The sequence below is a fragment of the Kitasatospora sp. NPDC048286 genome (genome assembly GCF_043201735.1).
Taxonomy (GTDB): domain Bacteria; phylum Actinomycetota; class Actinomycetes; order Streptomycetales; family Streptomycetaceae; genus Kitasatospora.
The window spans coordinates 1-12,246 of sequence record NZ_JBICZE010000026.1 but is presented as its reverse complement, the minus strand read 5'-3'; the positions used below and the strand labels follow the sequence as shown (position 1 = coordinate 12,246).

The 12,246-nt window shown below is 71.5% G+C and carries 13 protein-coding genes; 10 read left to right on the top strand and 3 right to left on the bottom strand.

Annotated features, from left to right (window positions below):
- The first annotated feature begins 386 nt into the window (after window positions 1-386).
- From ACGF13_RS38280 to ACGF13_RS38250, 7 genes are all read left to right on the top strand, one after another.
- Window positions 387-1,229: a hypothetical protein gene (locus ACGF13_RS38280; protein WP_392884085.1), complete on the top strand. Its 843-nt coding sequence runs from the start codon at window positions 387-389 to the stop codon at window positions 1,227-1,229.
- A gap of 115 nt (window positions 1,230-1,344) precedes the next feature.
- Window positions 1,345-1,650 (top strand): hypothetical protein, encoded by a 306-nt coding sequence (locus ACGF13_RS38275; protein ID WP_392884083.1) that lies wholly within the window; start codon window positions 1,345-1,347, stop codon window positions 1,648-1,650.
- Between the two features lie 6 nt (window positions 1,651-1,656).
- Entirely contained in the window at window positions 1,657-1,977 is a 321-nt protein-coding gene (locus tag ACGF13_RS38270) for a hypothetical protein (protein WP_392884081.1), read from the top strand.
- 459 nt (window positions 1,978-2,436) lie between these two features.
- Window positions 2,437-3,147 carry an adenylate/guanylate cyclase domain-containing protein gene (locus tag ACGF13_RS38265; RefSeq protein WP_392884079.1) on the top strand — a complete coding sequence of 237 codons (711 nt, stop codon included), beginning with the start codon at window positions 2,437-2,439 and terminating at the stop codon, window positions 3,145-3,147.
- Window positions 3,144-3,644 carry a Pycsar system effector family protein gene (locus ACGF13_RS38260; RefSeq protein ID WP_387695836.1) on the top strand — a complete coding sequence of 167 codons (501 nt, stop codon included), beginning with the start codon at window positions 3,144-3,146 and terminating at the stop codon, window positions 3,642-3,644. The genes ACGF13_RS38265 and ACGF13_RS38260 overlap by 4 nt, the downstream gene beginning before the upstream one ends.
- A 172-nt stretch (window positions 3,645-3,816) precedes the next feature.
- Window positions 3,817-4,098, top strand: coding sequence for a hypothetical protein (locus tag ACGF13_RS38255; RefSeq protein ID WP_392884078.1), 282 nt, complete (start codon window positions 3,817-3,819; stop codon window positions 4,096-4,098).
- Window positions 4,095-4,421, top strand: a complete 327-nt coding sequence (locus ACGF13_RS38250) for a hypothetical protein (RefSeq protein ID WP_392884077.1) — start codon at window positions 4,095-4,097, stop codon at window positions 4,419-4,421. Before ACGF13_RS38255 ends, ACGF13_RS38250 begins: the two co-directional genes overlap by 4 nt.
- A 254-nt stretch (window positions 4,422-4,675) precedes the next feature.
- Here the strand turns inward: ACGF13_RS38250 and ACGF13_RS38245 are convergent, their stop codons facing one another.
- The 3 genes from ACGF13_RS38245 to ACGF13_RS38235 all read right to left on the bottom strand — a co-directional run bounded on the left by ACGF13_RS38245 (window position 4,676) and on the right by ACGF13_RS38235 (window position 6,295).
- The gene (locus ACGF13_RS38245) at window positions 4,676-5,362 is read right to left on the bottom strand and encodes a hypothetical protein (protein WP_392884076.1); all 687 of its coding nucleotides are present in this window, start codon (window positions 5,360-5,362) and stop codon (window positions 4,676-4,678) included.
- 183 nt (window positions 5,363-5,545) lie between these two features.
- On the bottom strand, window positions 5,546-5,743 hold the full coding sequence (locus tag ACGF13_RS38240; RefSeq protein WP_043478193.1) for a hypothetical protein: 198 nt from the start codon (window positions 5,741-5,743) through the stop codon (window positions 5,546-5,548).
- 66 nt (window positions 5,744-5,809) lie between these two features.
- Window positions 5,810-6,295, bottom strand: a complete 486-nt coding sequence (locus ACGF13_RS38235) for a hypothetical protein (protein WP_392884074.1) — start codon at window positions 6,293-6,295, stop codon at window positions 5,810-5,812.
- Window positions 6,296-7,007: 712 nt separating this feature from the next.
- Here ACGF13_RS38235 and ACGF13_RS38230 point away from each other — a divergent pair.
- The 3 genes from ACGF13_RS38230 to ACGF13_RS38220 all read left to right on the top strand — a co-directional run bounded on the left by ACGF13_RS38230 (window position 7,008) and on the right by ACGF13_RS38220 (window position 11,116).
- Window positions 7,008-8,111, top strand: a complete 1,104-nt coding sequence (locus ACGF13_RS38230; protein WP_392884072.1) for a hypothetical protein — start codon at window positions 7,008-7,010, stop codon at window positions 8,109-8,111.
- Between the two features lie 609 nt (window positions 8,112-8,720).
- Window positions 8,721-9,146 (top strand): hypothetical protein, encoded by a 426-nt coding sequence (locus ACGF13_RS38225; protein WP_392884071.1) that lies wholly within the window; start codon window positions 8,721-8,723, stop codon window positions 9,144-9,146.
- Window positions 9,147-9,685: 539 nt separating this feature from the next.
- A complete protein-coding gene (locus ACGF13_RS38220; protein ID WP_392884069.1) occupies window positions 9,686-11,116 on the top strand; it encodes a replication-relaxation family protein in 1,431 nt (476 codons plus the stop codon).
- Window positions 11,117-12,246 lie beyond the last annotated feature (1,130 nt).

The following is a 12,246-nucleotide window of genomic DNA, read 5'->3' as shown; positions in this document are numbered from 1 at the left end:
TCCGCAGCCAAATTGAGCGGCCCCGCGACAACGAGCCGGGCCACCGACGGTCACGGCGGGGCGGCTAGCGCGGCCGCTGGCCGGTGGCCCCGGCCGACGTGACTGCGGGCCTCGAGGCCGGGCAGGGGCCCTCTGCCCGGGCGGACAGGCGCGGGGTGAGGAGGTCGGCAGTTGTTGCCCAGGGCAGCGGGTCCGCGCGCCGGACACCCGTGCTTCCGCCGCCGCACCGTCCGGGCTCCATCTATAAGTGACCTTGACATTGACATCGTCACTGTCATCGTCATCAGTCATCGTCACTCGGATCATCCAGATACCCGCTGCAGCGTCTGAATTGTGGAAGCTGAAGGGTTTGCCTGACGGCATGCCAGTTCGGCACGATCTGTGGTGTGAAGCAGCAGATATCCGAGAAGCCGGTCGCCACTCCCGCTGAGACGCGGGAGGCCCTCCTCAGCAGGTCCGCACGTGATTTCGCGCCCATCCGGCGGGCGTTCGTGCAGAAGAAGCGCGGGGAGACGGACCGCTCCGGCCCGCTGGCCGAGTTCGTTTCCAACGGAGACGTACGGGGCCTGCGTGCCTACCTGTTCATCATCGCGATCACCAGCGCCCCGTCCACCGCGTCGGGATGGAGCACCACCCTCCCCGGCGGAGTGTGGGCCCGGGCCTTCGGCACCACCGAGAACGCAACGCCGGCCTCCGCCCGCACGGCGGTGACCAAGGTCCTCAAGCGCCTCCAAGACCGTAACCTGATCACCTACCAGCGGCCCGAGGGGACCTGGGACGTCCAGGTCACCCTTCTGCGCGAGGACGGCAGCGGCCAGCCGTACACGCGGCCCGGCAACCAGAACAGCGACTCCTACCTGAAGGTCCCGTTCGAGCTGTGGCGCACCGGTCTGATCGACGAGCTCGGCCTGCCGGCCCTGGCCATGCTGCTGACGGCCAGCTGCGAGCCGCGCTCCTTCGAGCTGCCGACCGGGCGGATGAAGGACTGGTACGGGTGGTCGCCCGATACCGCCGAGCGCGGCTTCAGGGAGCTGGCGAACGAGGGCGTACTGCAGGTCTACAAGACCTACGTCACCGCTCCCCTCAGCCCGACCGGCAACGCCGAGGTCAACCGCTACCTGCTGCTCGACCCGTTCATCCCCCGGGCCGCCACCAGTGGGAGGAAGGCGGCCGCCCCGAAGAGCACCACCGCCGAAGGCCTGGATGGCATCCAAGCGACTGGGCTCTGACCAGAGGAGGGTCACGAGAGTGGGAGTTACCCACTTTCCCCGAATGGGTAGTCTGTAGGGAGCGCCACAAAGCGCCACGGGCGGAGAGCACCGTCCAACCCGAAAGGACACCCCGATGACCACCGTTCACGAACGCGAGGAGTTCGAGACAGTCGCCGAGACGGAAGTCGACAGCCGCGGCCGGGTGTCCCTCGGCCGGGCCGGTGCCAAGCCGGGCCGCCGCTACCGGGTGGAGTCCAATCCGGACGGCGTCCTGCTGCTGACCCCCGTCGTCTCCATCCCGGAGCGGGAGATGCAGGTGTGGACCGACCCGCTGCTCGCCGAGCGCATCCGCGCTGGCATCGAGCAGGCGCAGCGCGGCGAGACTGCCGACCTCGGTGACTTCTCGAAGTACCTCGACCAGGAAGATGGCGAGGACTAGAACACGGTGCACGTGCTGCGCTTCACCGAAGACGCCGCCGAGACGCTCCGGCGCCTGGCGGCCGGCCCCAAGGCCGACCCGGTCAAGCTGAGGAAGGTCCGCAAGGCCCTCGCCCTGCTCCAGACCGACCCGCGCTACCCCGGCCTGCACTCCCACCAGTACGAGGCTTTCCCCGGGCACACCGCCGAGAAGGTCTGGGACTCCTACGTGGAGAACCACAACCCGTCCGCCTGGCGGATTTACTGGATGTACGGGCCAGACGAGAAGAATGACCAGGGCGAGCCGGTCTCGGTCATCACGGTGCTGGTGATCGGCCCGCACCTGTAGGCCTCGCGTTCGGCGGGGCCGGGTCCCAACCAACGGACCTGGCCCCGCCGACGGCATGATCGCGTCCGAAAGATTGCAGGTCAAAGCCCTGGCCACCATCGGCGGAGCGGGTCTAGCATTCCCGCCACGGCGGCCCCACCACAGCACCACCGGGCCGCCGAGCAGAGCAGCCGCGCCGTGACCCCGGCGCTGCTGGCCTCCCACCGGCCGGGCCTCGCGGACCACCCCCTGTCTCCCCGGGACCCGGCCGGGCTGCGCTCCCGCCTCGGACGCCCACCCATTCGTGGCGCCCGTTCTGCAGGGACGGCTGCGGTCGCGCAATCCCCTTGCGCTGGGACCTGCATGTAGTGGTTATATGTCACGCGTGCCACTACATGTTGTGTGCTGCGGTTCCGTGCTTTGCCCTCGGGGGCCGCGACCGCGCCTGCGCTCCGTTGGAAGGACACCTGCTCGGTGGGATTGAAAGACCAGATAAACCAGGCCCTCTCGGATCTCGTCGGCTACGACTGGCAGGTCACCCAGGGCACCGTCGTGCCGAAGACCGAGAACATTGTGCTGAAGAACGGCGCGCGGGAGCTGGACGCCGTCTACCTCTACGCCGACATGATGGGCTCCACCAAGCTGGTCACCGAGTTCCCTCCGGGGACGGCGGCGAAGGTGATGCGCGCCTTCCTCGCGACCGCCTGCCGCATCATCCGCAGCCATGACGGCCACATCCGTAGCTTCGACGGCGACCGCGTCATGGGGATCTTCGTCGGCGAGAACAAGAACTCCCGCGCGGTCCAGGCCGCCATGGAGATCAAGTACGCCACCGACAACTTCGTCCGCCCGGCCCTGGAACGCAAGCTGCCCTCCCTGGTCACCAAGGGCTTTGCCCTTAGCCACGTCTGCGGCGTCGCCTCCGGCAAGGTCTTCATCGCGCGCGCCGGTATCCGCAACCACAACGACCTGATCTCGGTCGGCCAGGCCGCCAACATCGCGGCCAAGCTCAGCGACATCCGGGAGACGCCCCAGAAACGTACTTACATCACCAAGGCCGTCTTCGACACCATGGCGGACAACCGGAAGGTTTCCTCCGATGGCAGGCCGATGTGGGAGGAGAGCGTCCAGACCGTCAACGGGACGCGCGCCACGGTCTACCGCTCCGGCTGGGGCTGGGTGATCTCGTGACCACCGACGCCGACGCGGTGGAGACCGCGTGGAAGATCCACGCGGCCGTGGCCGACTGGACCGGCAAGGTCGACGCGAAGGCGTCCTTCGCGCTCACCCTGGAGACCGCCGTGCTTGTGGCGATCGGCGCGCTCCTCAACGCCGGCGACCGGCTGCGGCACCTCTCCGGCTTCTGGGCGAACCTGTTCTTCTGGCCGGGCGCGGCCTGCATCGGGATCGCCGCGCTGTACGCCATCGCCGTCGTCTCGCCGAACATCCGCAAGCGCGCCATGCCGACCGAGGCGGCCGAGAACTTCGTCTTCTTCGGGCACCTCAAGCAGTGGAACACGGACGACCTGGCCGAGGCGCTGAGGACCAAGGACCCGCTGCCCGTCCTGACCCGCCAGCTCGTCGTCATGAGCCAGATCGCCTGGACGAAGCACGTCCGTGTCCGCTTGTCCTTCAACTGGGCGGTCGCCGGATCGGCGCTGCTCGCCCTCGCTTTCGTGGCCGCCTGAGCAGACCGGCCGAGCCGGGTACGGGATTGTGGCCCTACAGACCACTGCGAGGCCGCTACCGTCGACACCACAGGGCCCGGCCCGGCGCCGGGAATGCCGACAGGGAGAGGGGTAGGTGGGGATGAGCGCCCAGCCCGCCGAACGAGGGGGCGGCCGTCTTGGGCTGCCGCCGATGGACACGGTCCAGGAACTGCGCGCCGCGCTGCGCGCCGGCCACGGCTTCCCCGGCGACGCCGAGCGCCTGGACGCCGAACTCGCCGAGCAGCTGCTGCGCCGCGTGCCGGTCGACCGGCTCGACCAGGTCGACCAGGTCGGCACCGTCGTAGACCTGGTCGCGGTCGCCGAGATCGTCGCCGCCTACCGCGGCCGCGTGCTGCTCGCCGCCGACCCGGAGACGTCCGACGCCGTCGACCAGGCCGTCGCCGACCTCCTGGCGCGGCAGGGCGCCGAGTGACCGACCAGCACCAGCAGCCGGACCCGGCGGTCGCCGTGGTCACCGACCGCGCCGCCCAGCGCGCCAAGGAACTCGGCGCCACCGAGGCCCTCGAGGCGCTACGCGCCGAACTCGAACACCGGCCGCGGCTCGGCCGCCCGATCCGCACCGTCACCGAGGGCGGCCAGCAGGTCGAGCTGTACTCCACCCGGATCGAGGGCGACCCCGCCGAAGGCCGGCCCGCGCTCAACGTCGTGCACGCCTACGCCCCCGCCCCGCCCTGGCCGCCGACCGTGCGGATCGCCGCCGTCGTCCCCGAAGACCCACCGCACCCCGCCCCGTAGAAGCCGGGCCGGCGGGCCGTCCCCGTTACGCTGCTGCCGGTGCCCGCCGGACCCGAGACGCACAATCCGGGCCATCACCGGCGGGCACCGCGCCGCCGTCGGCCTGGGACAAGGTTGAGACACCCCTGTCCCAGCGCGCCCGGTATGCCCGATTCGTTAGGACAGTCCCACCCTAAAACCCCAGGTCGCGACACTCTGCGTCCGGACCTGGGACAAGGGTGGGACAGCCGGCCGCAAGTGGCCGCCGGCCTTCGTCAGGGCTCCCGGAACCGGACCAGCGGCGGGTGTTCCACGGCGTCCGGGTCGGTCCGCGGGTCGTAGACGGCGAGCCCGGCCGCCCGCACCCGCTCGGCGATCCGCAGCCACTCCTGGTGGTCCGCCTCGGAGGTGAGCACCGAATGGTCGACGTTCGGGTCCTCCAGCGCAAGGCCCCGGACGCGCTGGAGCTGCTCCAGTGCCTTCTCCGCCGCCCGGTCGATTTCCGGCGGCGTCATCCCGTCCGCGTCCCGGCACACCAGCGCGCGGTGGAAGTGCTCGGTGTCCGGGTGGAGCTCCAGTTGCTCGTCGGCCGGGCGCAGCCAGCGGGCCGGGATGGTGTGGGCGACCGTGCCGGGGAACGTCAGGGCCTGGCCGTCGGCGTCGGTCACGATGCCGGTGATCTCGTACTCCTGGCCTTCGGCGAGATTGAGGGCTGCGGCCTGCTCGGCGGTCAGCCGCAGCGCGACGCGCCCGGCTGGGACGTCCCGGCTGACCACCACCATGTTGGGTTCCTCGCCGAAGCCGGTCACGGTCACCGTGATGCGCCGGCCGCGGACCAGGTGCAGCTGCATGTTCGCCCGCCACTGCTTGGGCGTGTCTCCCGGACGGCGCAGCTGCTCCGGGAGCCGCTGGGGGATGCTCGCGATGTAGGTCTCGCCGACCACGACGTCCCCGGTGCGCATTCCTGTCTCCTCGCCCGTGCTCTGTCTCCATCGTGCCCGGATCGGGGCCGTGCACCGCATCCGCAAAGCCGGTGAGTTTCGCCCCGGCCCTGGTGAGTTCCGCCCCGCAGAAACTCCCCACCGCAGGTCACAGCAGTGGCCCGCCGCGCCGGAAGCGGAGCGACGGGCCACCGGGCCGCACGGCTACGCCTGGAACTCGGCGCTCTTCACGCCGTAGAACGTGGCGTTCGCCGGCCGGTTCTTCTCCAGCTCGTCGGCCAGCTGCGTCCACCCGTCGCCGCGCCGCACCACCCCGAGGAACTTCCCCAGCGCCTCCTTGTCGTCCCACAGCTCCTGCGCCGCGCTGATGATCAGCGATTTGAGCCGCTCGTTCTCGCTCACTGCGTTCCCTCCCGGTCGTTGGACAGGCACAGCCCTACCCGCTGGTGATCGCCGGTGAACACGGAGTCAGCGCGGGCTGCGGCCGGCCGACTCCAGGCCGAGCACGCGGGCGGCCTCCATCACGGCGGCCAGCACCGGCAGCTCGCTCTCGAAGTCGCCCAGCACCGAGGAGGGCATCGCCGCAGCCACCGAGCACACGGTGACCAGCGCGATCTGTTCGCCCATCACCAAGACGGGCAGACCGTTGGCGACCACGCTGCCGGCGACGACGTCGGCGCCGAGGTCGTACGCCAGTTCCTCGTCGAGCTGCCCTTCGCCACCCGGGACGACTTCCCGTCCGGAGGCCCGCTCCACAGCGTCGGCCGCGCGCTCCAGCACCGTGCGGTGTCCGGCCTCCGGCTGTCGGGCCGCGAGCTCCCGTACCCACTCGGCCGCCCGGCGCCCCACCTCCGACGTTTCGGCGAGCAGCTCGTTCACCGCCTGCTGCTCCCGCTGCTCCTGGTCCTCGGCGGTGGGCCCGGCGGCCTCCGGCAGGACGGTCATGTTCGTCATGACCGGTGAACTCACCAGCACCGTCAAGGTCACGCAAGGCCGGTGAGTTCCGCCCCGCAAGGCTGGTGAGTTTCGCCCCGCCAAACTCCCCACCGCAGGTCAGCCCCTACGCGGCTGTACACCGCACCCCGTGCATCCCGCACCTGCGCGTGGCGCTGGCCGCCGTCTGCGTACGACCGCGCACCGCACTCCGCAAGGCCGGTGAGTTCTTCTCCGCACCCGGTGAGTTTCGTCCCGCCAGACCGGTGAGTTTCGCCCCGCAAAGACTTTCCACCACAGGTCAGAGCATGTGCGGGGCCGCCCGCATCCCGGCTCCGGTCCTTCGCACCACCTAGCCGGAGGACCGGACCCAGGACCCGGCCCGAGCACCCGGTCCGCACCGCATGCGCATCCGCCCCGCACCCCCCTGCGCGTGCGCAACGCGGTCCGTCGCGCACGCAAGCGGTCCTTGCGGGCCCGCGCAGAGCGAGCCGGACCGGCCTTGCGGAGCGGCCCGCGGCGAAGTACAGCGCCCCGGCCGGGACCGCCGGCGGTGCAGCACCAGGCCGTGCTGCACCCTGCTGCACCCTCCGCCCGGAGTGCAGCACCGCCCCGGGACAACCTGGCCGAGTGCGCTGCAGAACCTCCTTGTCCCCGCCTTCAAGGCTCGGAGTTTCGCCCCGCGAGGCGAAACTCCCGCCAGGTCGCTGACCTTGATGGCTACGATCCCGGGATGGACAGCGCCCCGCCGACCGCCGCCACCGACCAGCCGGCCGACGCGGGCCACGTCCCGCAGTGCGCCCGCCCCGGCTGCTCCAACCCGGCCCCGAAGGGCCCGACCGGGCGCCCGAAGCAGTACTGCTCCCGCTCCTGCCGCAGCAAGGTCGACCGCGCCAAGGCCAAGGCCCGCGAAGCAGCAGCCGGTCCCGCTACACCGCCAGCTGCTCCGGACGCTGCACTCGGCCCTGCTGCTGCACCGCTCGACGCTGCACCTGCTGCACCCGGCCCCGCTGCTACACCGGACAGCGCTGCACCTGTTGCACCTGCTGCACCCGCGGCCGCCGTCCCGGCGGACGACGATCTTGCCCGATGGGGAGAAGACGGCCGCCACCTCCTCGGCCTGGCCGACGCGATGCGCCGCAAGCTCATTTCCTTCCTCCTGGAGATCGAAACCGGCGACGACCCGGTCACCGCCTTCGAGGAACTGGCCGCGCGGCTGCCCTCCTACAGCACCCGCGCCTACATGGCCGCGCAGGACATCCGGGACAGGGCCCGCTGGCCCGACCTCACCGAATCCGAGCGGCTCACCCGCCGCATGCTTGAGCGCGCCGAACGGTGGGGCGACGACGACGGTTCCGCCTCGCGGGGCGAAACTGCGGCCGCCGACAACGACGACCAGGAGCAGCCCGGCCCGGCCGCCCCGGCCGACGTCAAACCGGTCCACCCGACACCGCGGGCGGTGCCGCGCCAGCAGGACGCCGGCCCGCTGCGCCCGCCACCTGAGCCGTACCTGCGCGGCCTGGGCCGGTTCGACCTCATCCAGAACATCGGCTCGCTGATGGGCGAGTCGGGCTGGGACCTGGCCGGGTGGACCAGGGCCCCGGGCCTGTTCTACGTCCGCAAGAACGGCCGGGCGCTCGCCTGGATTGAGCACGGCGTGGGCGGCGCGGACGGCTGGGTCGTGGTGATCGAGGGCGCCTTCGTCGCCGGCCCCGCCGACCGAAGCCGCCCGCTGGTCACCCGCACCGCCGACCTGGCCGCCCTGCTAGTGCGCCAGGCCCTGGTCGAGGGGCTGATCGACGGCGACGCCGCTCCGGTGCTCGGCTGCGCCTTGTGAGGCGTCTTGTCAGACGCCTTGTCGAGCGCCTTGTCGGGCGTCTACCCGGTTGTCTCGTGGGCACCTGATGATCCACCCCGACGCGGTATCACCACAGGTCAGAGCCCATGCGGAGCGGTCTGGAAATGCCGACAACCCCTTCTTCTCCTTGGTCTTGGTGGGCGTGGTCGGTTGGTCGGTTCGGGGTTCGCGCCTGCGGCGGGCTGTTGGTCTTTTCGCGTCCGGCAGAGCCGTCCGCGGCCTTCGGGCCCGGCCGACGGCCGTCGACCAGCCGCGCCGGACCCACGTAGCTACCACCGCAGGCACCGCCGAGGGTGCCACCGCAGGTACGGGCGCAGCTACCACCGTAGGTACCCCGGCACTCCTTGCACCGATCCGGCGTTTCCCCAGTTCAGAGCCGGTTTTCTGAGCACCGGAAATTCAGATAACCCCCCTCTGTCTGTCCCTCTGCCCTGGTAGCTGGTGGTGTGGTGGGTGCGGTTGGGGTGACGGTCCGGACGGCAGGGGCTCTCACCCTGCCGGGGGCTGTTGTCCGTGGTGCGTCCGGCGGTGCCGGCCGCGCCGCCCACGGCGGCCGCCACCAGGTGCACCCCGGCTCGTTGAACGCTCGTGAGCAACCCGTCGCCCGCCCGGCGCGCCCTCGGCCCCGGCGCGGCCCGTGCCCTCGGCCCCCAACGCCCCCACGGCCGCCAGCAGCCGCCCTGGGCGGCCCCGGCCGCCGTCCCAGACCCACCGGCCCGGCCGGACCCGCCACAGCCCGCCCAACGGCCCGCCGAGCAGGCCGCCGACGCCATCGCCGCGCTGCGCCACGTCCGCGTCCCGGCCGCCGTCCTGGAGTCCGCGCTGCACCTCGCCCAAGCCCTCCTCGACCGGCCCGGCGAAGACCCGCTCCTCCTGGAGGCCGCCGAGGGCCTGGCCGCCGTCATCCCGCAGTACCTCTCCGCCGCCCGCACCCCCACGCCCGCCCAGCCGCCCGCCCGGCTGCGCACCGTCCCGTCCCCGACCATCACAGGGACCGGCACCCTGGCGGGCTGAAAGCCGGCGTCCCGAAGGCCGGCTGCGGGTACTGTCCAACCAGCACTCGCCCGGCCGCCCGGACGGCCGCCCGGGGCCGGTGAGAATCGCCCCACGACCCGTTGTCCCGGACCCCGATCGGTCCGGCAGCACGCTTCCGGTACCGCTTCCGATACCGCTTCCGGTCACTCCCCACCTTGATGGGGTATCAACGCAGGTCAGACCCCTTGTCCAGGCCGCCCAAAAACGCCGACAACCCTTCTGTCGCCTGGCGCGGCTCCCTCAGGGTCTCGCTCCGGGCCACTCCGGCCCTTCGCCCAACCCCCGGGCTGTCCCCCGGCCCCCAGGGGCGCAGCCCGGTGCTCGCGCCGCGGCTAGGCAGCTCGGCGTTCCGGTGGGTGCGGGCGGCCGGCCCGGGCGGGTGCGGCGGGTGCGGCGGCTGGCGTGCGGGCGGGCGGGGCCGGTCGGTGGCAGCCGGTGCGGGCGTGATCGACTTGTCGGCGGCGTGCGGTATGCAAAGCAGCCAGCCACCGCACCGCAGACCAGCGAGGGGGAGCGCCGTGAGCGACCGTCAGCCCGCCCCGGGCACACCCGACCAGCCCGACGCCCAGGGCGCCGCCGCCGCGCCGCGCAAGCGCACCCGCAAGGCGTCCAAGGCCAACCCCGGCGGCTCCTCCAACGACCTACGCGCCGACGTCCTGCGCGCCATCGCCGTCCTCAAGATCGCCACCCCCCACCAACTCTGGCGACTCCTGCGCCCCGACGCGCTGGAGAACAAGTTCGCCCGCGCCGCGCTGAACGACCTGGACAAGAAGCGGATCACCGTCAAGCACGGCACCGGCCAGGACGGCCGGGACATCTGGGGCATGACCACCGCCGGGCGCGACGCCGCCCGCGCGCTGTTCCCCGACGGCCGCAACACGGGCGGCATCGCCCGCAAGGCCGGGACGAGCTCCGCCGCCGGCCACGCCCTGGCCGTCACCGAGACCATCATCAGCTTCGTCGTCGGCGGCACCGGCCCGGACGTCGACCCCAAGGGGATCCACGGCGACCGCACCGCTCCCGGCGTCGGCCCTGGTTTCGGCCGCATCGACCAGTGGGCCACCGAGGTCGAACACCTCACCCCGCACAAGCCCACCGTCCGCGCCGACGCCGTCCTCCAGGCCCCCGACCACGGCATCCCGGTGCTCCTGGTCGAAGTCGACCTCGACAACGAGTCCAACCCGATCGTCGCCAAGAAGCTCGACGACTACCGCGGCTTCTTCGACCACCGCCACCCGCTGCCCAACCCGCACTCGCGCGGCACCATCGGCTACCTGGAGTGGAAGAAGACCGAGCCGCACTGGCGCCGCACCTACCCCGACACCGGCCGCCCCGGCTACCCGCCCGTGGCCATCGTCCTCGGCCACCTCGGCGAGCGCGCCATGCCCCAACGCGTAAAGGCCCTCACCGAGATGACCCGCCGCCACTGGCAAGGCCGGCACCTCGGCGACGGCTACTACGACCGCAGCGAAGCGATCCCGATCCTGTTCACCAGCCTGGAGCTGCTGATCGAACGCGGCCCGCTCTCCCCGATCTGGCGCCGCGCCGGCCGCCCAGGCCCCCTCCAGCCCCTCCACGACGCCCTCGACGACCACGACGGACCCGAGGCGTACGCCAAGCACCAAGAAGCCCAGCGCGCCCAGCAGCAGGCCGACCAGGCCGCCGCCGAACGCCGCCGCCAACAACGCGAACTCCTCGCCACCGCCTGCCCCGGATGCCACCGCACCGCCGACAAGTACAAGAACCCCCGCTACGCCTCGGACGGCGGCCGCCTCTGCCACTTCTGCCAGCAGAAGGCCGACCAGGCCGCGCAGACCGAAGCGGCCCGGCAGATCGCCGCAGCCGCCGAGGCCCACGCGGAGCGCGTCCAGATCGCCGAGAACGCCTCCTTCCTCCGCACGGTATTCGGCCCACGCAAGCCGAAAGAATCCAAGGAAAGGAAGTTGTGAGAACGCCCGAAAATGCGGCGACTGCGAGCACGTTGATTCCCCAAGCCCGCAGCCGCCGCGCTTTCGTATCTGGTGGCGTATCTGGTTTCGTCTCTGGTGGCGCACCAGGTTTCGTTTCTGGTTTCGACTAGAGAACCACCTCCAAGGCCGACCGGGAGCAAATCCGCAGCTCAAGCTCGGTTAGTTCATCCGCCCCGATGCCGACTTACCTCTGTGCGCCCCCTGCCCTGCCGATGGAGTGGTGGTGGGGTGGGGGAGCGGGTGCGCACGTCGGCTCCGACGACGCTGCGCTGTGCCTGTTTCTCTGGGCCTGGCGGCCGGGCGGGGGCGGCCGGTGAGTGTCTGGGAAGGCGGGCGCCGCCCACCCCGCACCGGCCCGACTTGCCTGGCTCCTGCGCCCTGCCTGGGGGCGGGTAGGTGGGCGTCGGCTGGTCGGGTGAGGCGCTGCGCCGTGCCTCTCCTCTCGCGTCCGGCTGGTGCCGGCTGCGCGTTGCGGCGGGACGGGGCCGGGCGGCCGGTGTGGGCCGCCCCGGGTCAGCGGCCCGGCCGACGGTGCCGACCCCGGCCCCGCCACCGCACAGCACCTGCGGCAGGAATTCCTGACGCCCGAATTCTGAAACACCATCCCATCCCGCCAGAAGTGCGAATCCGTCCACGCCGGACGAGTTCAACTGATAGAATCAGAACGCAGATTCCGGCCCACCTGGGGAGCCGTTGAAATCTCCGATCACCAGGGGTCCACACCCGCTCTTCGGCAGGATCGTCTGACAGGCTAGTTCTGATACACACTCGACGGACCATCACCCCGCCACCCTACCCCGATCATCCGGTCTAGACCGGGGACTAGACCAATCTGAGAGGAGTGAAGCCGACCCGCACGCGCCCCCTCAGGGCCACCCCTCCCCCTAGTCAGCCTGCCGTGAGATCAGCCAAAAACCCCAGCTCAACGAGTTGAACGTGCATCAGCCCACCGGCACCATGGAGCGAAGCGGAGTGGTGCCGGCCCGAGCGCGGAGCGCCGGGCTCACCCGGGCGAAGCCCGGGTGCGGACACGCGGAGCGGGTCCGCCGCCTGACCGAAGGTCAGGCGCGAACGGAGGGCCGAAGGCCCGTAGGGACCCGCTCCGCGGG

What these genes read in the sequence shown, in the direction of transcription:
- ACGF13_RS38245 (WP_392884076.1), bottom strand. Translation starts at nt 5,362, where the DNA reads ATGCGCACCGGGGACGTCGTGGTCGGCGAGACCTACATCGCGAGCATC.
- ACGF13_RS38255 (WP_392884078.1), top strand. Translation starts at nt 3,817, where the DNA reads ATGGACACGGTCCAGGAACTGCGCGCCGCGCTGCGCGCCGGCCACGGC.
- ACGF13_RS38230 (WP_392884072.1), top strand. Translation starts at nt 7,008, where the DNA reads ATGGACAGCGCCCCGCCGACCGCCGCCACCGACCAGCCGGCCGACGCG.
- ACGF13_RS38235 (WP_392884074.1), bottom strand. Translation starts at nt 6,295, where the DNA reads ATGACGAACATGACCGTCCTGCCGGAGGCCGCCGGGCCCACCGCCGAG.
- ACGF13_RS38275 (WP_392884083.1), top strand. Translation starts at nt 1,345, where the DNA reads ATGACCACCGTTCACGAACGCGAGGAGTTCGAGACAGTCGCCGAGACG.